The sequence below is a fragment of the Natrinema longum genome, assembly GCF_017352095.1.
GTDB lineage: Archaea > Halobacteriota > Halobacteria > Halobacteriales > Natrialbaceae > Natrinema > Natrinema longum.
On record NZ_CP071463.1, the window covers coordinates 1,675,704 to 1,697,233 of the forward strand.

Sequence of the window (21,530 nt, forward strand, 5' to 3'; positions counted from 1 at the left end):
TCGCTGCGAGTCGCCGTCGACGGTTCCGGTCGACGATATCGGGCCAAGACGTTTTACGATCCGGGCTGGTGTGTAGGGGTGAATGGGATCGTCGTCCACCGACGCCGACCACCGCGCGCGGCTTCGTCGACAGGAGGTCGTCGCCGACCTCAGCCAGCAAGCCCTCGAGACCGGAGATCTCGACACGGTGCTCGAGGACGCGGCGGCGGCCGTCGCAGCAACGCTCGACGTCGAATACTGTGCCGTCTTCGAGCGGCCGGTCGACGGCACCGACGCGGTACTCAGACAGGGGGCCGGCTGGCCGCCGGACCGGCTCGGATCGACGACGGTGGCTGCCGACCGCGACTCGCAGATCGGAACCGCGATTCGAGCTGTGGACCCGGTCGTCGTTGACGATTTCGACGGCGAATCGCGGGCCACCCTCCCCGATCCACTCGGCGATCGCGACGCCGTCAGCGCTGCCGCCGCACGGATCGGGCCCGTCGACGAGCCGTGGGGCGTCCTGAGCGCCTATGCCATCGACCAGTGCGTGTATACCGACGACGACGTCGACTTCCTCGAGCGCGTCGCGGCCCTTCTCGAGTCGGCGATCGAAACCGAGCGGGCGCGACGCGAACTCGAGCGGACGGAGCGCCGATTCGAGGCGATTTTCGAGGACCCGAACGTTCTCCTGGGGCTGCTCGAACCCGACGGCACGGTCGTCGACATCAACGGGACGGCGATGGAGTACATCGACGCCGACCTGGACGACGTGACCGGGGAGCCGTTCTGGGAGACGCCGTGGTGGGACGAGGACGACGTGCGAGACGCTGTCCGGCAGTGGACCGAGCGGGCCGCCGCCGGCGAATACGTGACCTTTCAGGCGGCCCTCACGCGGCCGGACGGCCAGCAGTACGCGCTCGAGGGCGTTTTCAGACCCGTCACGGACGAGGCGGGCGAAGTCACCTCGGTCATCGTCTCCGACCGCGATGTCACCGAGCAGGTCGAACGCGAGAACCGCCTCGAGCGCTACGAGACTATCGTCGAGGTGGTCAACGACGGCGTCTACGTCGTCGACGGGCAGGGCCAGTTCACGATGGCCAACGAGACGTACGCCGAGATGCTCGGCTACGAGCCCGCCGACCTCGTCGGCGAACACGTCTCCCGGGTCGTCGACGACGACGTGATCGATCGCGTTCGCGAACTCGAGGCGACGGCGACGGAAGACACGGACTGGTCGACGGTGGAAGCCCAACTCCGGACGGCCGACGGCGATCTCGTTCCCGTCGAGGCCACTTTCGCGATATTGCCCGACGACGACAGCGCGTGGCATCGGGTCGGCATCACCCGGGACATCAGCGAGCGGAAGGCGCGGGAACGGGAACTCGAAGAATCCGAACGCCGGTATCGAACGCTCGTCGAGAACTTCCCCGACGGGGCAGTGGGACTGTACGACGAGGACCTCGAGTACCTCGTCGTCGGCGGCGAAGCGTTCGACGATCTCGGCGTCTCGGAGGAGGAGGTCACTGGTGTGACCCTCGACGAACGGTATCCGGACGACCTCGTCGCGGAGATCGAACCACACTTCCGAGCCGTCTTCGACGGCGAGTCGAACACGTTCGAGTATCAGGTCCGCGGCCGGGACGTCTGGGCGCATACCGTGCCCGTCCGCAACGAGGACGACGAGATCGTCGCAGGGATGGTCATGGTGCAGGACGTCACCGAGCGCCGGGAGTACGAACGGAAACTCGAGGAGTCGAACGAACGCCTCGAACGGTTCGCCTACGCCGCTTCCCACGACCTGCAGGAACCGCTCCGGATGGTCACGAGCTATCTCACCCTGCTCGAGAGCCGCTACGGCGACGCCTTCGACGAGGACGGGCGGGAATTCCTCGCGTTCGCGGTCGACGGTGCCGAGCGCATGCGCGAGATGATCGACGGGCACCTCGAGTACTCCCGCGTCGAAACTGAGGGAGATCCGTTCGAGCCAACGGACCTCGGGGACCTCGTCGACGACGTCCTCGCGGATCTCCAGTTCCGGATCGAGGAAACCGACGCCGAGATCACGGTCGGCGAGTTGCCCCGCGTGGAGGGCGACTCCAGCCAGTTGCGGCAGGTCTTCCAGAACCTGCTGTCGAACGCGATCACCTACAGCGGCGACGGCCCGCCGCGGGTTCACGTCGACGCCGAACGGCGGGACCAGGAATGGGTGCTCTCGGTCGCCGACGAGGGGATCGGGATCGATCCCGCCGACCAAGAGCGGGTGTTCACCATCTTCAATCGCCTCCACAGCCGCGAAGAGTACGAGGGAACGGGGATCGGGCTCGCGCTCAGTGAACGAATCGTCGAGCGCCACGGTGGCGAGATCTGGGTCGACGCCGACCCCGGCGAGGGGGCGACGTTCTCCTTTACCCTACCGGCCTCCCACACACAGTAGCACCGTCGATACATCCGAAGCCGGCGAATTCGAGGGGAACCCAATCCGTTTAGCCGCGTGCGGGTGAGGGACGACGTATGGGATGGACTGCCGCCGACGTTCCCGACCAGCACGACCGAACGATCGTCATCACGGGCGCGAACAGCGGTATCGGTCTCGAGGCGACCCGCGAACTCGCGCGCAACGGGGCGCGGGTGATCATGGCCTGCCGGAGCGTCGAGCGCGCCAAGACGGCAGCCCGAGACGTGCAGGCGGAGGTTCCCGACGCCGACCTCAGCATCGCGCGGTGCGACCTGGGCGATCTCGAGTCGGTTCGAGCCGTCGGAGACGGACTCGAAGACGAGGAGATCGACGTCCTGATCAACAACGCCGGGGTCATGGCGGTCCCCCGATCGGAGACCGAAGACGGGTTCGAAACCCAATTCGGCGTCAACCATCTGGGCCACTTCGCGCTGACCGGCCTGTTGCTCGACGCACTCGCGACCGGCGGCGCGGAGCCGGCGCGGGTGGTCACCGTCTCGAGCGGCGTCCACGAACGGGGTGCGATCGACTTCGACGACCTCCAAAGCGAGGCGTCCTACGACAAGTGGGACGCCTACGCCCAGTCGAAACTGGCGAACGTGCTCTTCGCGTACGAACTCGACCGACGGTTCCGCAGTGACGGCCGGAACGCCCGGAGTATGGCGGTCCATCCGGGCTATGCGAACACGCGATTGCAGTTTCGCGGGCCCGAACAGAGCGGCAGCACCCTCCGAAAGGCGGCGATGACGGTGCTGAACGCGGTCGTCGCGCAGTCGGCCGAAATGGGCGCGCTACCGACCCTGTACGCCGCGACCGCGCCCGAAGCCGAGGGCGGTGCCTACTACGGCCCCGGCGGGTTCATGAACATGCGGGGGACACCCGAACGACAGGCCTCCTCCGATCGATCCGACGACGAGGAGACGGCCCGGAAGCTCTGGGACGTCTCGAGGGAACTGACGGGGGTCACGTACGATTTGCCGGAGCCGACCGACGAGATCTGAGAGGCTCGACGGGGCAGTCGCCGACGATCGTACGGTGAGTACCCTGGTTCAGGTACGTTTCCAAAGAAGTTCCCGATTACATCAGATTCACATAGTAGATCGCAGCCGATTTTCCCGCGGAGAGCGCGGCGGGAACGGCGGTCTCTCGACGACAGCACCGTTCGAAGAGATCCGCTACTAGCGGCCTGCAAACGTCCGATACGCACGAAACCTTCGCATCATCGATCGGGCCGGATCCGATTTCGTCGACCATCGCTCACGGACGCCGGACCAATCGACGCGGCGTCGCCGCCGCGACGGCGACCGGTTTCCGTCCTACTGCCGCCGTGCTCCGAGTTCTCGGGCGACTCGAGGCGGGGTTCGACTCCGTGGTGCTCCCCCCTCGAGCAGTCGGCCGCCGAACGGAGTTGAGTACGGGTCGTGTCGGATACGAATTATAGCTTTAAATCTGATATACGATCTGTTCACCGCCGCTCCGAGCGCGAGTGATCACCACGACGGCACGTACTGATACCGCTCGCGTAACTGCGGTTTCGCCGCGCGGATCCGAAGATCCGAGATCCGACGCGTGGGATCGATCGGTCGGCAGCGAACCGAGCGCTCGGGGCCGTCAGTCCGTCAGCGGCGTCTCGGTACCGCGAACGCTGTCGACGATGACGTCGCCGTCGGGTCGGGACGCGATCCAGAACAGTTTGTGGGCGTCGACCGACTGCTCGAACGTGACCGCCGGCGCGGAGCCGACGGCGACCTTCCGGAGCGTCCACTTGAATACGGCGTCTTCCGCTTTCTCGAGGGCCTGGTCCCCGGAGAGGGCAGCGGGGACGACGAGCACGTCCTCGAGGGTCGTCGCGACGGTTTCGGGGAACACGTCGGCTCGGACGGCGAGGCGACGGGAGCGGTCGACGCTGACGACGTATTCGATGTCGCGGTCCGAGAGCAGCGGCCGCTCGATCGTCGCGACGGCGTCCACGACCCGGTAGGGATAGGCGACCGCGCCGACGCGACCGGTCGAAACGACGTCCGCGCGGGCCACCGTCGGTTCGATGACGGTCAGCTCCGCCCGCTCCCGGTGTTGCCGGTCGCGCGTCGCCGGCTCGACGCCACCTCGGCGCGCGTCGCTCATCTATTCCTCACCCGTCTCCCAGTAGTCGCTGGCCGCGACGTGGGCGCGGATGTTGTCGGTCTCCGTGATCGCCTTCGGCTCGACGTCGCGCCCGCCGTCGGTGACGTACTCGGGAGTGCCGGTCGGATCGTCGCCGCTCGAGAGCGCCGACAGCGGTTTGTCGAAGGTGTCGAAGTGGTCGTCGACGCCCTCCGGAGGTCTCGTGAACAGGGAGACGACGATGAGCGTCGTCGTCGAGAGGATAAACGCCGGGAACAGTCCGTACACGCCGACGAGCCCGGAGAGGAACGCCGATCCGTCGACTGCACCCATGAGTCCGACGAGCTCGAGGACGGTCGAGAGCTGGGTCCACAGGAACATCGTCGCGGTGCCGACGATCATGCTCGCGACGGAGCCGGCCGCAGAAACCCGCTTCCACCACAGCGAAGCGATGAGCGTCGGGCCGATGGCCGCTCCGAGGCCGCCCCAGGCGTAATCGAGGACGAGCGTGTAGATGGGAGTGTTCTGTGCGATGTACGCGAAGACGATGCTCGCCCCGCCGAGGCCGAGCGTGACGAGTTGCGAGTATCGCACCAGCGACTCCTGACTCGCGTCCGGATTGACGTAGCCGTGGTAGACGTCCTCGACGATGGCACTCGTCGCAACGAGCAGTTGCGAGTCGGCGCTGGACATCATCGCGGCCAGTGCGGCCGCCAGAATGATCCCCGCGATCGCACCGGGGAAGAACTCGAGCGTGAGCATCGGCATAACGTTGTTCGGGTCTTCGATCCCGCTTTGACCGAAGACGACGAGTGCGTACAGTCCGACGAATCCGGCCCCGATGTACGCGATGAACATGAACAGTTGCGCGACGAGCGCGGCGAGGCGCACGTTTTTGACCTCGTCGATGCCCATAAACCGGACCATCACGTGCGGGTTCCCGGGAATGCCGAGCCCGATCGCGGCGTAGCTGATGATCCCAAAGATGGCCGCCCAGCCGGTCATGCCGGCCGTGACGCTCGTGTAGGAACTCCCGACGGATGCGAGGTCCTCGAACGGCAGTCCGTAGCTGGTAAACGCCAACACCGGCAGTATGATGAACGCGATCAGGATGATCGCGCCCTGGAAGTAGTCCGACCACGCGACGGCGAAGTAGCCACCGAGCATGGTGTAGCCGACGACGATGACGCCGCCCGCAAGGATTCCGACCAGCGACGAGACGCCGGTGAGGACCTCCAGCAGCGTCCCGGCGGCGACGATCTGTGCGCCCACGTAGCCGCCCTCGAAGATCATCAGCACGAACGCGGAGACGCCTTTGACGTATCCGGTATCGTCCTGCAGACGCGTCTCGAAGAACGTCGGCAACGTGACCGCTTTCACGACTTCCGTATACTTCCGGAGTCGCTTCGCGAGGCCGGCCCACGCGAACAGGTCGGCGGGGATCATCCCGAGCCCATTATAAAACGCCATGACGCCGGTACCGAACGCGTCGCTTGGAACCCCCAGCGTGAGCCAGCCGCTCATCTCGGAGGCGCGTTCGGAAAAGCCCGTTACGACGGGGCCGACGCTCCGACCCCCGATGACGTAATCGTCGACGGAGTCCATGAGTCGAGAGGAGTACAGTCCGATCCCGAGGAGAAAGAGGAGGTACACGGCGAACGTTCCGAGGACCCACGTGCCCGCCGACCCGGCAAGCCCGTCAGTTGCCATGGTTCTCCCCCTCGTAGCGCCGTCGGAGCTGACGTTCTCTCTTTCCTTCCCAGACGTAATACACGGCGAGCAGTACCAGATACACGGCGAACGGCCCGAATAACCATAACAGTTCGACTGAGCCACTCTCAGGCATACTGGCGTGTGCTTCCTACCCATACATAAGACTACCGAACTCCCGCTTTTCGACGCGAAACTGTTCATATGACAAAATACTGTCGCTAGCACTGGTCGAACGGTGAGTTTTCCGACCCGCTCGGTCCGGATCGGCTCGGCGCTCCGACGGAGACCGAGGCGTTCCTCCGGGGCGGCGGGGAACTCGTTACACGCCGACGACTGCCCGGAGCGCGAACAACGCGTTCTCCTTTCGCTCGCGGATCCGCCGGTAGAAGTACTGCATCCACTTGCCGCCGTAGGGGACGTACTGGTTGACCTCGTAGCCCTGCCGGGCGAGCTCCCGCTGTGCGTCCTCGCGAACGCCCATGAGCATCTGAATCTCGAAGGGCGTGCCGTACTCCTCGTGGAGATCGGTCGCGAGTTCGAGCATCTGCGGGTCGTGGCTCCCGACGGCGACGCCGCGATCGAACTCGCGGAACAGGTACTCGAGGTGGGCCTCGTAGGCGTCGTTGACGGCCGACTTCGACTGGTGAGCGACCGACGACGGTTCGTCGTAGGCCCCTTTCACCAGCCGAACGGCGGCGGGAACGTCGGACAGTCGGCGCAAGTCGTCCCGCGTCCGTTTGAGGTTCGCCTGAATGGCGACGCCGACGCCGTGGGGGTGGTCGCGGGCCGTCGCTTCGACGGTGTCCAAGGTCGTATCCGTCGTCGTGTGATCTTCCATGTCACACCAGACGAACACGTCCTCGTCGGCCCCGGCCTCGACGATCCGTTCGAAGTTCGCCGCGAAGACGTCGGGCCCGACGTCGATCCCGATCTGGGACGGTTTGACCGAGATACAGCCGTCGAGGTCGCGGCGGGCCAGTTCGGAAACCAGCCGGCAGTACTCGTCGGCGTCCTCGTCCGCGGGGCCGCGCTCGTGGTAGTGTTCGCCGAGGAGGTTGACGATAGCGCCCAGTCCGTCGTCGTTGCAGTCCGCGACGTGATCTAACGTCCCCGAGGCGGTCGTGTCGGCGACGAAACGGCTCGCGATCGGCGGAATCATACCGTATCGCTGGGATCGAGCGACCCTAAATGCATACCCGACCACAAGATTCTGCCTGAAGCGGCACGAAATGATCTGACTGCGGTCAGGCGTCGTCAGGGTTGAGCAGTTTCGCCTCGGCCTTCCGGAGGTGCTCGAGCAGCGTCGTCTTCGAGACGCCGAGTTCCTCGGCGAGTTCGCGCGTGCTGACCTCGCGGGGCCACGCGTAGTAGTCGCGTTCGCAGGCGAGTTCGAACGCTTCCCGCTGGCGGGGCGTCAGGCGATCGAGCCGGTCGGGCACGCCCGACGGATCGCCCGCCGGTGAAGCGATCTTGCTGATCGTGATGGTGGCGTCGGTCTCGGCCCGGATCGCCTCGAGGCGGTCCCGGACCTCCGCCCGACCGTCGGCGACGAAGACCGGCCAGTGTTCGACGCCGCCCTCGACGCGGACCGACGCCTCGTGGATGAACCCGTGTGAGACGAGCGTTTCGCTGATGCTGTGTTCCGGCTCGTATTCGACGAACAGTTCGCGGGTCACGTTTCCCGGATCCGATGCCGTCCCCCCCGTACCCTGGCCGAGCTCGACCGTCGAGTGCGTCAACGGCGACTCGTCGATGAACGCAACGAACTCGTCGAGTCGACCCGCCGTGTCGGCGTAGGCAGTGAAATGCCCCTTGACCGTCCCGTCGACGGTCCGGTGGGCCGTGTGAACGAGGAGGCCGGCATCGACCGCCTCGGTGGCCTGTAATCCCCAGCAATCGGGATGCCAGATCTCGAGCGTGAGTCGCGTCCCGTCGGCCGTCCCGGTCCCCGTCGTGGTCGTGGAACTCGTGCTACTCATTATCGGTCTCGAACGTCAGTTCTCGTGTGAGCATTATAAACATGCTGTCTGTCGACGGCGTCCGACCCCGACAGAGGGGCCCGACCATGGGAGGCCACTGTTATTCCTCCCCGATCGACGACCGATAGCGTATGAGTCAGCAGACGACGGCCCGTCCCGAGCGCCATTACATCGACGGTGAGTGGACCGACGGAGAGGGCGACGACACGTTCGAGAGCGAGAACCCGGCGACCGGCGAGACGCTTCGGACCTTCCACCGGGGAACCGAAGCGGACGTCGACGCGGCCCTCGAGGCCGCGGACAGCGTCCAAGAGGAGTGGGAAGAACTGTCACACATCGATCGTGCGGAGTATCTGTGGGACATCTACCAGGAGCTTCGCGATCGGACGGACGAACTCGGCGAGATCGTCACGAAGGAGTGTGGCAAAGAGATCTCGGAAGGGAAAGCCGACGTCGTCGAGGCCGCACACATGGTCGAGTGGGCCGCCGGCAACGCCCGCCACCCCCACGGCGACGTCGTGCCCTCGGAGATCGGGAGCAAAGACGCGTACATGCGGCGGAAGCCCCGCGGCGTCGTCGGCTGCATCACGCCCTGGAACTTCCCGGTCGCGATCCCCTTCTGGCACATGGCCGTCTCGTTGGTCGAGGGCAACACCGTCGTCTGGAAGCCCGCCGAACAGACGCCGTGGTGCGCCCAGATCGTCGCCGAAATGTTCGAGGAAAGCGGCATCCCCGACGGCGTCTTCAACATGGTGCAGGGCTTTGGCGACGCGGGTGCCACTATCGTCGACGACCCGCGCGTCGACACCGTCCTCTTTACCGGCTCGGCCGAAGTCGGGCAGGAAGTCGCCCGCACCGTCGCCGAACAGCCCGGCAAGCTCGCGGCCTGTGAGATGGGCGGCAAGAACGCGGTCGTCGTCACCGACGAGGCCGACCTCGACACGGCCGTCCACTCGGCCGTGATGAGTTCGTTCAAGACCACCGGTCAGCGCTGCGTCTCGGCCGAGCGCCTGATCGTCCACGAGGACGTCTACGACGAGTTCAAAGAGCGCTTCGTCGAGATCGCCGAGAACGTCGCCGTCGGCGATCCGCTCGCGGAAGACACCTTCATGGGGCCACTCGTCGAGGGCGAGCACAAGGAGAAGGTCCTCGAGTACAACGAACTCGCCCGAAGCGAAGACGTCGAGGTCCTCGTCGACCGCGACGAACTGGCCGACGACGAGATTCCGGACGGCCACGCCGAGGGCCACTGGGTCGGCCCCTTCGTCTACGAGGCCGATCACGAGGCGGACCTCCGCTGTACCCAGGAAGAGGTCTTCGGCCCCCACGTCGCACTCATGGAGTACTCGGGCGATATCGAAGACGCCGTCGAGATCCACAACGACACCGAGTACGGGCTCGCGGGCGCGATCATCTCCGAGGATTACCGCGAGGTCAACTACTACCGCGATAACGCCGAAGTCGGACTCGCATACGGGAATCTCCCGTGTATCGGCGCGGAGGTTCACCTGCCGTTCGGTGGCGTCAAGAAGTCCGGGAACGGCTACCCGAGCGGTCGGGAAGTGATCGAGGCCGTCACCGAACGCACCGCGTGGACGCTGAACAACTCGAACGACATCGAGATGGCACAGGGCCTGTCCGCGGACATCACGACGGACGATGACTGAAACGACCTGTGGCCTCTGTGGGGGATCGACCGACGCACCGGAGGAGTGGTGTCGACGGTGTGGCTGGACGGGGCACTGCGGAGCCGACTAGTACCGTTCGACCCTGCAGTACGGGCGTAGACCGCCACTAGCGCCGACGGGCTGACCCGAACCGACACCCATCGAGATGACGCCTCGAGTGGCGGCGTTCCGACAGCGTGAACGATCCGGGCTCGGCCCCGACGGCGATCCAGTCCGGAGCCCTGCCCCGATGAGGACGGGAACGGCCGCTCGGCCGTTCACACGTCTCGAACGCGACGCCGCAGATGGGCCCGGTGAGGCGTGTACTGACGGCGGGACCGCCGGTGGGAGGACCGAGCACGCGCACCGAGACGGGTGCCACGCCCCGATCGCCACTCGATTCCAGTACGATTTCGAGAAATAAAGTCGATCGGTGACGGATCGAACGAAACGGCGTTCACACATTCCGAACGCTTATGCGTCGACGGAACGGGACTTCGGACCATGACGGACGAACGCCCCCGGCCGGTCAAGACGACGAAAACGTCGCTCGCGCTCGTTCGGGCGGTCCGAAACAGCGACGGGGCCACGCTGAGCGAGCTGGCCACCCGCCTCGAGTTGGCGAAAAGCACCGTCCACAATCACCTCCACACGCTGGTCGACGAGGGGTTTCTCGTCCGCGACGGGGACACCTACCACGTCGGCCTCGAGTTCCTCCCGTTCGGCGAGCACGCGCGGGAGCGAAATCCGCTGTACGCGACGGCCCGAAGACGGGTCTACTCCCTCGCCGAAGAGACCGGACACGAAGCCGACTTCATCGTCGAAGAGAACGGCCGCGCGTACTCACTCGAGTACGCGATCGGCGAGTCGAGCCGACGCGGGTTCTCGGAGCTGGGACCGTTTCGGGCGGGGAACCGGTTTTATATGCACAACTGCGCCTCGGGCAAGGCCATGCTGGCATCGATGCCCGAGCCCCGCATCCGAGCGATCCTCGATCGGTGGGGGCTTCCGTCGACGACCGACCAAACCCTCACCGACGAAACGGCGCTGTTCGACGAACTCGCGGCGGTCCGAGACCGCGGCTACGCGATCAACGACGAGGAACTGATCGACGGGTACCGGTCCGTCGGCGCTTCCGTGACGAACCCCGACGGCGAGGTCGTCGGCGCGTTCTCGATCGGCGGTCCGACCTACCGCATGGCCGTCGACGAATCGACCACGGAAGAGATCGGACGGCTGTTACTCGACGAAATCGAGTCGCTCGAGTCGGAACTGTTCCGATAGCATTACACACATATGAGTGTAATCAACATCGTACGCAGAACGGCCGAGGAAACTTTTTTGATGTTTGTTGATAAAAATGGATGTAGCAGTCAAGAATAGTAAATTACAATCATACTATGCGGTCTCAGCGCTCGAGGTCTCGTCCCGCCCGAAATAGAAGTCACGGAGCCGTCGGATATCCGTCGGTCAATCGGAGCGATCGATAGAACCCGCAGTGTCGTCGCCATCGGGTCCGGGCGCGGCCCCGAAGGGAGACGTGTTTTATCTACAGGAGCGGTGTGAGTACTCTCGTTCGGTTCGGAATCGACCACCGCGGACGAACAGCGATCGATGGACCGCAACACTGTTTCGTCGATCGGAACGGAACCGGACCGACCCCGTTTCGGACGGTTCTCTGCCGCGTTCTATTATACGCCTAATATTTCATATTTCGCATCTATTTGTGGCTCGATGGAGAGGAGAAGGATAGAATAAACGTCTATATAGTTTCTAAAGGACGCGGTACAGTCGACCAGCGCCGAAACAGGGGCCCGGTTTCGGGAGGGACGCCACGGAGGCCCACTGCTCGCCCACCCCCTCTCCGCACGCTGTCGCTCTCGCCAACCGTAACGCGAAAGACGGCTCGCTCGAACGAGTACATATGAGCGACGACGACGGCATCCAGCGCGCCAGCGACGTCGGATCGAGCGACGCGCCGCCGGTGTCGGAGAAACCGTACAAGATCATCTTCGAGGCGAACAAGTGCTTCGGTGCGGGCAAGTGCGCCGAGGTCAGCGCCAACTGGGAGATGTCCATCGCCTCCGGCATGGCCCAGCCCACCGAGTACTTCTTCGGCGAGGAGGACCTCGAGCACAACGTCCGCGCCGCGGAGGTCTGCCCGGCGAAGAAAGACGACGGCTGTATCCACGTCGTCGACCGCCGGACCGACGAGGAGATCGCGCCGGATCCCCACGGCGACGGGACGTTGAGCGTCGACTGGTAAGGGCACGAATCGAAACGCACATCCCGACTCCGGGCCAATCCTCGAGTGCACTTCTGTGCGAGGGTAGCCAAGCAGGCCAACGGCGGTGGGCTTAAGACCCGCTCTCGTAGGAGTCCTTGGGTTCAAATCCCAACCCTCGCATGTCGCTGCGCACAACTCGCAAGCAGCGACTGCGTTCTTGGATTTGAATCAGACCGAGGTTCTGCGAGCACCGCGAGCAGGTTCTCGGGCGTGGTTCAAATCCCAACCCTCGCATGTCGCGGCGAACGTATCGTGAGCGACTGCGGACGATCGATTCCGGACAGTTCAACTCGGAAGCCGTCCCCGCCACTCGAGGACGGCGAGGACGGCGATCGTGGCGGCGAGGAAAAGCGCGGCGCTGGCGAACACCGCGTCGTAGGAGTAGCCCCGCTCGATGAAGGCTCCGAGGGCGGAGGAACCGAGCGCCTGCGTCAACATCCAGGCGGAGCTGAACGCGGCGTAGGCGCTGCCACGCGTCGAATCGGGGAGCGTATCGAGGAGGTAGGTGTCCGTGGCCGGGAACAGGGCGTGGACGACGAACCCGAGGATCACGGTGATCACGCCGATCGCGAGCAGGCCTTCGACGAGCGTCAGCGCGAGCAGACACGCGGAGAACGCGCCGACGATTCCGAGCAGGTACGGCACGTGGGGGAGTCTGTCGGCCAGATCGCCGCCGACGAAAAACGCGGGAACGCCCGACGCGAAGACGACCGTGAGCATCGCGCCCGCCGTTCGATCGGAGAGCCCTTTCGACTGCATGTACAGTTCGTAGAAGTTGAACACGCCCTGCCAGACGAACACCGCCGCGCCGACGATCGCCAGTCCCGTGACGATGATGCGCCACTCCGAAAGCGCACTGCCGAGGAAGTCGCGGTCTTCTTCGCCCGCCGCCGGCATCTCGGTGTCCCTCGCAGCGAGCCACGTGTAGCCCGTTATCACTGCCGCGCCGACGGCGATCGCCCACAGCGAGAGTCGCCAGTCGACGAGCAGCGTCAGCGCGACGAACGGCGCGGCGATCACCGCCGCGATCTGGCTGGCCGCCCCGTGAATTCCCATGACACGCCCGACGCGGGACGGGTACAGTTCGCTCACGAGCGGATTCGCCGCGACGAAGTATATCCCGGAGGCGATCCCCATGAGGAAGGCACCGGCCATGAGGTGCCGGACCGTCGTCGCGGTCGCGGCCAGTCCGGACGAAACCGCGAGAACGAGCCCGGAGGCGACCACGACGCGGTGTCTCGGAACCTTCGTCAGGAGCCAGCCGGTCGGCAGTCGAAGGGATGCGCTCCCGACCCAGACGAGCGTCGCGATCAATCCGGCAGTGGCCTCCCCGATCGGGAACTCGGTGATGAACACGTCCAGAAGCGGTGCGAAGACGATTCTGGCGAGATTGACGAGAAAGACGAGGCCACAGAGGGACGCGAAGAGTCGGGAACGAGGCACAGTCGGTGTTTCCGACAGCGGGCCTCAAGCGTTCCGAAAGCGAACGCCTCTGTGCCGAACTCCCTCCAGCCGTCAGAACGGGTACTCTCGAGGCTCGTGTTGAACCGAGATCCACTTCGTCGTCGTTAGCTCGTCCAAGATCTGCTCGCCGTTGTACCGGCCCATGCCAGACTGCTTCATCCCGCCGAAGGGAACGTGGGGCTCGTCGTTGATCGGCTGGTCGTTGATGTGGATCATGCCCGTCTCGATCCCGTCCGCGATCCGGCGGGCCTGCTCCACGTCCTCGCTGTGAACCGACCCCGACAGCCCGTGGATCGTATCGTTTGCCAGTTCGATCGCTTCCTCGTCGCTCGAGTACGGAATGACCGGCGCGACGGGGCCGAAGTGTTCGTTGCACGCCGCCGCCATGCCGTTATCGGCGTCGGAGAGCACGGTGGGTTCGACGACCAGCCCGTCCGCGTCACCGCCGGTCTCGAGGGTCGCACCCTCGTCGACGGACCGTTCGACGTAGTCGACGATCTGATCGCGCTGGCTCTCGTCGATGATGGGGCCGATGACCGTATCGCCGTCCGTCGGGTCGCCGGTCGGCAGCGAGGCGGCCCGGTCGGCGAGTGCATCGACGTAGTCGTCGTAGATGGACTCGTGGACGAGGTGGCGGTTCGTCGAAATGCAGATCTGCCCCTGATGGAGGAACGAACCGAAGACGCCGCCATCGACGGCGCGATCCAGATCGGCCTCGTCGGTGACCACGTGGACGTTGTTCCCGCCGAGCTCGAGCGCGGGGAGCGCGCAGTTGCCCGCCGCTTTCTCGGCCACGCGCTGGCCGATCTCGGTCGAGCCGGTAAAGGCGAGGACCCGGGGGACCTCGTGGCCGGCGACCGCGTCGCCGATCTCGGAACCGCGCCCGGGAACGACGCTGAGGACGCCCTCGGGAACGCCGGCTTCCTCGAAGATCCGCGCGAGCAGGAGCCCGCCCGTGATCGGCGTGTTCGAGGCCGGTTTGAGGACGACCGCGTTCCCGGCCGCGATCGCGGGCGCGACCGCCCGCATCGAGAGGTGCAGCGGGAAGTTCCACGGGGAGATGACCCCGACGACGCCGACCGGCACTCGCTCGGCGATGTTCTCCTTCCCCGGGGTGATCGAGTCCATGTGCTGGCCGTCCATCCGGAAGGGGTAGCTCGCCGCCTGCTGCATCATCCCCCGCGCAGTTCCCAACTCGGCCTCGGACTTGACCTGCGTGCTGCCGGATTCGACGGCCAGCAGTTCGGCGATCTCCTCGCGGTGTGCGTCGACGAACTCGATGGCGGCGTTGAGTACGCCGGCTCGAGCCTGCGGCGGCTGCTGGCTCCACGCGTCCTGTGCCTCGGCGGCGGCCTCGTAGGCCCGATCGACGTCGGCCTCGGTGCCCGCCGGGATGGTCGCGATCTCTTCGCGCGTGTAAGGATTCTCGTCGACGATCGCGTCCCGGTCGCCGGTGTCGGTCCACTCGCCCGCGAGATACAACGACTCCCAGCCGCCTTCGGGTTCGAGGGGGAGATCAGTCATGCGGGCGCACTATCCCACCGGCGAAGAAAAGCACCAGACCGGCAGTCGCAACCAACGTCCGGGCGAACGTCCCGTCACTCGACCGGCTTTCCCGCTCGAATCGGCGGCCCGGCGAGTGGTGTCGGCCACTCCTCAGGCGAGCCGTTGGGGGAGCAGTACCGCAAGCGACACGTAGATCACCGCCGCGATGACGGACGTGGCGAGGACGCCGAGGAGGAGCGTCTGGGAGACGAGTCCCCAGGCGAACAGGAGGATTCCGGCCGGCATGAGTGCGAGCCCAGCCGCCGCCCGGTGGAAGCGACGGAGCGGATGGGACGTGTCCATCGGCGGTGTCTCCTCGGGAGTGTGAGTTCCGTCGTCCGCCATCGCCACGGGAAGGAATAGGTACGTCCCGAGGCCGACCAGGAGTCCGACGAACGCACCGAACACGAGATCGTCGAACAACAGGAGGCCCAGATACGCGAACGCCGGCACGTCGAGGATACCGGCACCGATGCCGATCAGCGTGGCCATTCGCTGTCCGTTCTCGGTCGAGTTCAACTGGACATCGGGGGAATCGGACATCTATACCGTGACCGAATCACTGCACCCACAAGATAGTTCGCGGTCACGCGCCGCGGGAACGGGCCTGTCGCCTACGCATCGCCGTCGGCGAGATCCTCCGCACGGAGCTCCTCGCTGGCTTCCCGAACTTCCCGCATGACACTCGAGATGCGTTCCTCGGCCTCGAGTTCGTCCTCGACGGAGAGGTCGACGCCCTCGACCTCGAGGAGGAACTTGGCGACCTCGGTGGCCTCGTACATCACGTCGTCGAGTTCCTCGGCGGTGAAGAAGTCACACATCGCGCCATAGAGGAAGGTCGCGCCGGCGGTTCGAACCTTGTCCTCGAACGACGAGCGGGCCTGATTGACCGCCTGCGGCGAGTAGGTGTCGGTCATGAACGGAACCAGCTCGGGCAGGTTCTCCCCGATCTTGGTCATTTCGACGCCGGTCTCGGTCCGAAAGTCCGAACAGAGGCGGGCGATGGCCCACTCGCGGGCGGTGATGTAGGTCCGATCCCGCAGGAACTCGTTGACCCGATCGTACTGTGCGCCGTCCATCTTCGTAAATCGAGCGTACTTCTGCACGTCCTCGGGGACGTCGTTCGCCGCCGACTCGGGGTCCGGAACGCCCGGCATCGATCCGTCACTGTCGTCGGCTCGCTCGTCACCGGCCGTCGAAGCGGCCGCGTCACCGCTCGAGTCGTCGTCCGTTCCGGCCGACTGGTCGGTCCGTTCCCGACGGTCGGCGTCGGAACGGTCGACCGCCTCGTTGCCATCCATGGGATTGACTTGCCAAACGGCGGCCAAAAGCGTTCCCCTCCCCCGTGAGCGGTCCGCCGGTCGACCGGAAACAGTCCGCGGCCGGGACGATCCGGTTACAGGTCGAGCCGCGACGCCACCTCCCAGGTCCGCTCGTCGAGAACGACGACCTCGTCGCCGCCGAAGACGGAGAGGTAGTCGTCGACGTACATCGCGCGAGTGCCGCGACCGCCGACGTCGACGCGGGCGACCTCCTCGAGGTCGCCGCCCCGGTAGTCGAAGACGTAGCTGTCGTCGCTGCCCGGAACGAAGAACACGCCGTGGTCCTCGTCCTGCAGGAAGGCCGTGTGGGTTCGACTGACGTCGCTGTAGCGCTCGTCCTCGAGGATCTTCGAATCGAGTTCGACGGGGTCCTCGCGATCGCTCACGTCGAAGAGCGTGACCTTGGGCCGGCGATCCTCCTGGCCGACCCCGAGCACGAGATCGTCCTCGAGCGGGTGGAGGTACTCCGAGAACCCGGGCAGTTTGAGTTTCCCCTCGACGACGGGGTCCGTCGGATCCGAGAGATCGAGCGTGTAGAAGGGATCGATCTCGCGGTAGGTGACGACGTGGCCCTCGTCACCGTCGAAGCGGACGGAATACACCCGCTCGTCGATCCCGAGCCCGGTCACCGACCCGACCGTCTCGAGGTCCGAGTCGAGGACGTAGACGTCGTTCTCCGAGTCGGCCCCGTGGGTTCGGGGAATCGTCGTCGCGATCCGCAGGTGGGCGTCGTGTTCGTCCATCGAGAACTGATCGAGCGGGGTTCCGGGGACCTCCCCGCTCGCGTCGGCGGTCAACTCGCCGTCGATGTCGATGCGGACGATCCCGGTCGTCGTCAGGTCGCGCTGATTCGCCTCGGCGTGGGCCGCCAGCCCCTCCTCGAACGCGCGGCGGGCCGCGTCGCGCTCCTCGTCGTCCATCCCCGCGTACCAGTCGTCGAGGATCGCCCGGAGTTCGACCGCTTTCGCCCGGTCGGAGATCCCGAGCGACTCGAGGGCGGCCACGCGCTCTCGCGTCTCGGCGTCGACCAGCGCAGTGCCGTTCTCGCTCGTCAGGTAGGAGTGTCGCAGTTCGTACTGTCCCGTCGAGCGAGTGTAGGAGAGGTAGATCCCGTTCTCGGAGACGTAGGTGGCCGACAGCGATCGCGAGCCGACGACGCTCTCCTCGCTCTCGAGGGTCCCCGTCTCGGGGTCGACGCGGGCGGCAGTGTAGACGGCGTCGGCGTCCGCGTCGGCGGCCGGACGAACGACGTCGGTACACTCGATGGCCCGGTCGCCGTAGGGCTCGATCGGGCAGGGGTCACTGCCCGGCCGGTCGACCAGGACGAGATAGAGGTCGCCGTCGAACAGGCGGGCGGTCTCGACGGACGCCTCGAGGTCGGTCCGCCACTCCCGCTGGGGATCGGCCGGGTCGCTCACGTCGTAGCCGGCGGCCGCCTCGTCGCCGAGGACGACGAGCGTCTCGCCCGTCAGGAGCAACTCCCCGGACAGCGGGATCGAGCCCACGGCTTCGGGGTCGGCGGGATCGCTCACGTCGACGACGCTCGTCTCCTCCCAGCTCGAGGCGTACCGATACCCCGCGTAGTAGACCGATTCGCCGTCGGTTTTCAGGACGTCCGGTTCGTCCAGCGCGGCCTCCTGGACGTTCGTCTCGGAGTATCGTGGCTCCCCGCCGCCACCGTCGCCCGAGGGTGCGGTAGTGACGCCCGACCCGCCGTCGGCCGCGTCGTCGGCCTCCATCGCGACGTCCTGTTCGGTCTCGACCGTCACGTCGGGCCCACCCCCGCGAGTGATCGGCGAGGGCCCACTCACTCGACCCGTTCGTGACTGGTCGTCGAAGTACGCTGCAAAGGCCTCGTCGGAGGCGAACGTCGTCAATTCGGGCTCGCCGGCACCGTCGATCGGACTGCCGGCTCGCTCGTCGTCGGTTCCCGCAGTGCCCTCGTCCGTCAGCGCCGTCAGACCGGCCCCGAGGACCGATCCCACGAGCAGCGCCGCGAGGGCGACCGCGATCAGCCGTCGTCGACTTGCCATATTCCCGTACACCGGGCCCCGTAACAAGGGGGCACCGCTAGGTGAAAGGACACTTTCACCGAGGCGACGGACGCACCGCGAAAGCCGGCCATTCGTCGCCGTTCAAACCGATAAACGCTTTTCCCGCCCTCGAGAGTTCGACCGGATTTAAGTTCGTGAGGGGCATGCGGTAGTATATGTCACAGACGCCAGTCGTAGTCAAGGCAGTACGGACGCCACAGGGGAAAGAAGACGGCGTGTACGCCGACGTTCGCAGCGAAGACCTCTCGGTGCCGCTGATCGACGAGATTCTGGCCGAAACCGGCCTCTCCGGCGAGGAGATCGACGATCTGATGTGGGGTTGTGCCCAGCAACGCGAGGAGCAAGACAACAACCTCGCCCGCGTCATCGCCCTGCTCTCCGAGCTGGGCGAGTCGGTTCCGGCGACGACGATCAACCGCTGGTGTGCCTCCTCGATGCAGTCGGTCATCTCCGCCTCCGACGCCATCGCGGCCGGCAACCGAGACGCCATCATCGCCGGCGGCGTCGAGAGCATGAGCCGCGTCGCGATGGGCGAGAGCTACGGCCACATCCACCCGAAGATCTCCGAGCTGTACGACCTCGGGGACCTCCAGATGGGAATGACCGCCGAGAAAGTCGCCGAGGAGTACGGCGTCAGCCGCGAGGAACAGGACGAGTACGCCGCCCGCAGCCAGCAACGCGCCACCGAGGCGACCGAGGACGGCCGGTTCGACGACGAAATCGTCCCGATCGAAACCGAGGACGGCACCGTCGAGGAAGACGAGGGCATCCGACCGGGCACGACCCCCGAGAAACTCGCCGAACTCCCAACCGTCTTCAAGGAAGACGGGACCGTCACGCCCGGTAACGCCTCCCAGATCTCCGACGGCGCGTCCGCCCTGCTGATCACCAGCGAGGCCTTCGCCGAGGAACACGACCTCGAGATCATGGCCGAGGTCGGCCGGAACAACGTCGCCGGCGTCGACCCCACCGTCATGGGAATCGGCCCGGTCCCGGCGACGCGGGGCCTGCTCGAGCGCAACGGCCGCGACGTCGACGAGTACGATCTCGTCGAACTCAACGAGGCCTTCGCGAGCCAGTCGATCTACTCCCGCGACGAACTCGGCATCGATCCCGAGATCTTCAACGTCAACGGCGGCGCAATCGCGCTCGGCCACCCGCTGGGGGCCTCGGGCGCTCGCCTCCCCGTCACCCTGATCCACGAACTCCAGAAGCGCGGCGGCGGCCTCGGGCTGGCGACGCTGTGTGTCGGCTTCGGACAGGGTGCGGCGATCGAGTTCGACGTCAACTGAGACGATTGATCTGGGCCTTTTGGTCCAGGTTTTGCAAGCGAGGAGCGCGGTTCGGAACGAGCGAAGCGAGTGAGAACCGCGGAACGCGAATAGCGAGGGCCGCACTGCGTCCCTCGGACCATGCGAGCGGGCCGTCGGCCCGCGAGCAGACGGGGAACGAAGTGACCCGTGAGCGGTGTGACGAGCGAGACGAAAGCACGTGGTGGCGCGCGCTGTCGGCCGCCCGAGTGATACCGAGGGCGGCCGAAAAAGCCGCGCGAGGGATGAGCGAGCGACTCCGGAGCGAGCGAATCGGTTGGGGAGGGTGTGGCAACCCACACCCATCGACGGACGACTGCCCCGAACCGGCGGCTCTCACGGCCGCGACGACAGCCGGTCCGTCCCAACGCTCGATGCGACACGGGCGTTCACGTCGTCGGCTCGAAGGCGATGCTCCCCGACTTCGAGGTCGGAACGCACGTCGTGGCCGGTCATTTTATACGCTCGAGTCCTACGCCCACCTATGAACACGGGTCTCCTCGCGATCCTCGTCGGGATCCCGCTCGCCTGGCATCTCGGGTTGACCGCCGTAGCCTACTACGACGCCGGCCGGGTCGGCCTCGAGCCGCCGAAAAAGTGGGCGGCGATCACCTTCTGTATCCCGCTGATCGGCTTTTTCATCTACCTCTTCGAGCGCAGCGAGCTGTCGTACGATCCGGAGAACGATCCGTACCGAGGGAACAACGTCAACATTCATCCCTCGCGAGCCGACGACACGTCACTGCCCTCACGCGGTGACGACCGGCTCTCGCCGGCCGAGGAGGGAGACGACGAGTAACCCTCGAGGGAGGACAGGGGCCGGGCTCGAGCGCCGCCAGGGGGTCGGAGATTCAAGCCGCTGGCGAACGAACGAACACCGTGATGTCCACCCACGGAACGATCACCCTCGTCCCCAGCGTTCACTTCTCGCCGACGCATCGCCGTCGCGTCCGGGAGACGATCCGCGAGGCGGAGCCCGACCTCGTCGCCGTCGAACTCGACGAGTCCCGTTTCGAGCGCCTCGAGCGCGCCGCCGACCCGGCTCTCGACGACCTGACCCGTCAGTTGCCACCACCGGCCGCGGCCGCGTCCGGCGTGCTACGGGCACTCCAGCGCACGATCGTCCGGTCGTACGGCCTCGATCCCGAGCAGACCGACATGGAGGCAGCCATCGAGACTGCCGCCGAACGGAATCTCGACGTCGCGCTCGTCGACGAGCCGATCGACGAGATCGTGTCGGCCCTCGCGCGTCGGTTCGGGCCGCTGACGATCCCGAAAACGATGGTCCGAATGCAGTCGATGGGACCGGAGGAGTACGCCGAGCAGTTCGACCTGCTGGCGCTCCCGTTCGAAGAGATCACGAGCGGCGACGACGTCCAGCCGGCGATCGACCACCTGCGGCGGCTGTTCCCCGAGATCGCGGCGGTCGTGATCGATCGACGCGATCGAGCGATGGCACGGCGACTCCACGCCCTCCGCCGCGAGGGCGCGGACGTGGTCGCAGTCATCGGCGCGGGCCACCACAACGGCATCCAGCGACGGCTCGAGGAGCTGGCGGTCCACGACGACGAGCCGCGGCCGATCGTTCCGATCAGATCGCCCGATCGAACGGTCACTCGAATTCCGATCGACTGAGATGGGCTGTGTCA

The 21,530-nt window shown here is 66.0% G+C and carries 18 protein-coding genes and 1 tRNA gene; 9 read left to right on the forward strand and 10 right to left on the reverse strand.

From position 1 onward, the window contains the following. The first annotated feature begins 82 nt into the window (after positions 1-82). Entirely contained in the window at positions 83-2,416 is a 2,334-nt protein-coding gene (locus J0X27_RS08310) for a PAS domain S-box protein (RefSeq protein ID WP_207271889.1), read from the forward strand. A 77-nt stretch (positions 2,417-2,493) separates the two neighbouring features. Further along, positions 2,494-3,438, forward strand: coding sequence for an oxidoreductase (locus J0X27_RS08315; protein WP_207271890.1), 945 nt, complete (start codon positions 2,494-2,496; stop codon positions 3,436-3,438). Between the two features lie 610 nt (positions 3,439-4,048). Here the strand turns inward: J0X27_RS08315 and J0X27_RS08320 are convergent. The 5 genes from J0X27_RS08320 to J0X27_RS08340 all read right to left on the reverse strand — a co-directional run bounded on the left by J0X27_RS08320 (position 4,049) and on the right by J0X27_RS08340 (position 8,232). Continuing rightward, a complete protein-coding gene (locus tag J0X27_RS08320; protein ID WP_207271891.1) occupies positions 4,049-4,561 on the reverse strand; it encodes a hypothetical protein in 513 nt (170 codons plus the stop codon). After that, on the reverse strand, positions 4,562-6,250 hold the full coding sequence (locus J0X27_RS08325; RefSeq protein WP_207271892.1) for a sodium/proline symporter: 1,689 nt from the start codon (positions 6,248-6,250) through the stop codon (positions 4,562-4,564). Beyond that, positions 6,240-6,386 (reverse strand): hypothetical protein, encoded by a 147-nt coding sequence (locus tag J0X27_RS08330; protein WP_175480136.1) that lies wholly within the window; start codon positions 6,384-6,386, stop codon positions 6,240-6,242. The genes J0X27_RS08325 and J0X27_RS08330 overlap by 11 nt, the downstream gene beginning before the upstream one ends. Positions 6,387-6,572: 186 nt before the next feature. Further along, a complete protein-coding gene (locus tag J0X27_RS08335; protein ID WP_207271893.1) occupies positions 6,573-7,412 on the reverse strand; it encodes a proline dehydrogenase family protein in 840 nt (279 codons plus the stop codon). 85 nt (positions 7,413-7,497) lie between these two features. Next, positions 7,498-8,232, reverse strand: a complete 735-nt coding sequence (locus J0X27_RS08340) for a helix-turn-helix domain-containing protein (RefSeq protein ID WP_207271894.1) — start codon at positions 8,230-8,232, stop codon at positions 7,498-7,500. 131 nt (positions 8,233-8,363) lie between these two features. Here J0X27_RS08340 and J0X27_RS08345 point away from each other — a divergent pair, with 131 nt between their 5' ends. The 4 genes from J0X27_RS08345 (at position 8,364) to J0X27_RS08360 (ending at position 12,306) form a co-directional block, all read left to right on the forward strand. After that, positions 8,364-9,899 (forward strand): aldehyde dehydrogenase family protein, encoded by a 1,536-nt coding sequence (locus tag J0X27_RS08345; protein WP_207271895.1) that lies wholly within the window; start codon positions 8,364-8,366, stop codon positions 9,897-9,899. 504 nt (positions 9,900-10,403) lie between these two features. Beyond that, positions 10,404-11,183: an IclR family transcriptional regulator gene (locus J0X27_RS08350; RefSeq protein WP_207271896.1), complete on the forward strand. Its 780-nt coding sequence runs from the start codon at positions 10,404-10,406 to the stop codon at positions 11,181-11,183. A 640-nt stretch (positions 11,184-11,823) separates the two neighbouring features. Further along, complete coding sequence (locus tag J0X27_RS08355) at positions 11,824-12,165, forward strand: ferredoxin (protein WP_207271897.1); 342 nt, start codon at positions 11,824-11,826, stop codon at positions 12,163-12,165. Positions 12,166-12,222: 57 nt separating this feature from the next. Then, positions 12,223-12,306, forward strand: a tRNA-Leu gene (locus J0X27_RS08360). A 165-nt stretch (positions 12,307-12,471) separates the two neighbouring features. Here the strand turns inward: J0X27_RS08360 and J0X27_RS08365 are convergent. The 5 genes from J0X27_RS08365 to J0X27_RS08385 all read right to left on the reverse strand — a co-directional run bounded on the left by J0X27_RS08365 (position 12,472) and on the right by J0X27_RS08385 (position 18,550). Then, on the reverse strand, positions 12,472-13,629 hold the full coding sequence (locus J0X27_RS08365; protein ID WP_207271898.1) for an MFS transporter: 1,158 nt from the start codon (positions 13,627-13,629) through the stop codon (positions 12,472-12,474). A gap of 72 nt (positions 13,630-13,701) precedes the next feature. After that, a complete protein-coding gene (locus tag J0X27_RS08370; protein ID WP_207271899.1) occupies positions 13,702-15,174 on the reverse strand; it encodes an aldehyde dehydrogenase family protein in 1,473 nt (490 codons plus the stop codon). Positions 15,175-15,306: 132 nt separating this feature from the next. Continuing rightward, positions 15,307-15,738 (reverse strand): hypothetical protein, encoded by a 432-nt coding sequence (locus J0X27_RS08375; RefSeq protein WP_207271900.1) that lies wholly within the window; start codon positions 15,736-15,738, stop codon positions 15,307-15,309. Between the two features lie 71 nt (positions 15,739-15,809). Further along, positions 15,810-16,496, reverse strand: a complete 687-nt coding sequence (locus tag J0X27_RS08380) for a DUF5806 family protein (RefSeq protein WP_207271901.1) — start codon at positions 16,494-16,496, stop codon at positions 15,810-15,812. A gap of 95 nt (positions 16,497-16,591) precedes the next feature. Then, positions 16,592-18,550 (reverse strand): beta-propeller domain-containing protein, encoded by a 1,959-nt coding sequence (locus tag J0X27_RS08385; RefSeq protein ID WP_207271902.1) that lies wholly within the window; start codon positions 18,548-18,550, stop codon positions 16,592-16,594. Between the two features lie 176 nt (positions 18,551-18,726). On the opposite strand from J0X27_RS08385, the gene J0X27_RS08390 reads away from it, so the two are divergent. From J0X27_RS08390 to J0X27_RS08400, 3 genes are all read left to right on the forward strand, one after another. Beyond that, on the forward strand, positions 18,727-19,863 hold the full coding sequence (locus tag J0X27_RS08390) for a thiolase family protein (protein WP_207271903.1): 1,137 nt from the start codon (positions 18,727-18,729) through the stop codon (positions 19,861-19,863). A gap of 502 nt (positions 19,864-20,365) precedes the next feature. After that, positions 20,366-20,680, forward strand: a complete 315-nt coding sequence (locus tag J0X27_RS08395; RefSeq protein WP_207271904.1) for a hypothetical protein — start codon at positions 20,366-20,368, stop codon at positions 20,678-20,680. Positions 20,681-20,763: 83 nt separating this feature from the next. Further along, on the forward strand, positions 20,764-21,516 hold the full coding sequence (locus J0X27_RS08400; protein WP_207271905.1) for a TraB domain-containing protein: 753 nt from the start codon (positions 20,764-20,766) through the stop codon (positions 21,514-21,516). Positions 21,517-21,530: the final 14 nt, after the last annotated feature.

Excerpts from the sequence above, each read along its gene's own strand:
- J0X27_RS08385 (WP_207271902.1), bottom strand. The coding sequence starts at position 18,550 with ATGGCAAGTCGACGACGGCTGATCGCGGTCGCCCTCGCGGCGCTGCTC.
- J0X27_RS08330 (WP_175480136.1), bottom strand. The coding sequence starts at position 6,386 with ATGCCTGAGAGTGGCTCAGTCGAACTGTTATGGTTATTCGGGCCGTTC.
- J0X27_RS08340 (WP_207271894.1), bottom strand. The coding sequence starts at position 8,232 with ATGAGTAGCACGAGTTCCACGACCACGACGGGGACCGGGACGGCCGAC.
- J0X27_RS08325 (WP_207271892.1), bottom strand. The coding sequence starts at position 6,250 with ATGGCAACTGACGGGCTTGCCGGGTCGGCGGGCACGTGGGTCCTCGGA.
- J0X27_RS08335 (WP_207271893.1), bottom strand. The coding sequence starts at position 7,412 with ATGATTCCGCCGATCGCGAGCCGTTTCGTCGCCGACACGACCGCCTCG.
- J0X27_RS08390 (WP_207271903.1), top strand. The coding sequence starts at position 18,727 with ATGTCACAGACGCCAGTCGTAGTCAAGGCAGTACGGACGCCACAGGGG.
- J0X27_RS08375 (WP_207271900.1), bottom strand. The coding sequence starts at position 15,738 with ATGTCCGATTCCCCCGATGTCCAGTTGAACTCGACCGAGAACGGACAG.
- J0X27_RS08345 (WP_207271895.1), top strand. The coding sequence starts at position 8,364 with ATGAGTCAGCAGACGACGGCCCGTCCCGAGCGCCATTACATCGACGGT.
- J0X27_RS08350 (WP_207271896.1), top strand. The coding sequence starts at position 10,404 with ATGACGGACGAACGCCCCCGGCCGGTCAAGACGACGAAAACGTCGCTC.
- J0X27_RS08380 (WP_207271901.1), bottom strand. The coding sequence starts at position 16,496 with ATGGATGGCAACGAGGCGGTCGACCGTTCCGACGCCGACCGTCGGGAA.
- J0X27_RS08400 (WP_207271905.1), top strand. The coding sequence starts at position 20,764 with ATGTCCACCCACGGAACGATCACCCTCGTCCCCAGCGTTCACTTCTCG.
- J0X27_RS08320 (WP_207271891.1), bottom strand. The coding sequence starts at position 4,561 with ATGAGCGACGCGCGCCGAGGTGGCGTCGAGCCGGCGACGCGCGACCGG.
- J0X27_RS08395 (WP_207271904.1), top strand. The coding sequence starts at position 20,366 with ATGAACACGGGTCTCCTCGCGATCCTCGTCGGGATCCCGCTCGCCTGG.
- J0X27_RS08310 (WP_207271889.1), top strand. The coding sequence starts at position 83 with ATGGGATCGTCGTCCACCGACGCCGACCACCGCGCGCGGCTTCGTCGA.
- J0X27_RS08315 (WP_207271890.1), top strand. The coding sequence starts at position 2,494 with ATGGGATGGACTGCCGCCGACGTTCCCGACCAGCACGACCGAACGATC.
- J0X27_RS08370 (WP_207271899.1), bottom strand. The coding sequence starts at position 15,174 with ATGACTGATCTCCCCCTCGAACCCGAAGGCGGCTGGGAGTCGTTGTAT.
- J0X27_RS08355 (WP_207271897.1), top strand. The coding sequence starts at position 11,824 with ATGAGCGACGACGACGGCATCCAGCGCGCCAGCGACGTCGGATCGAGC.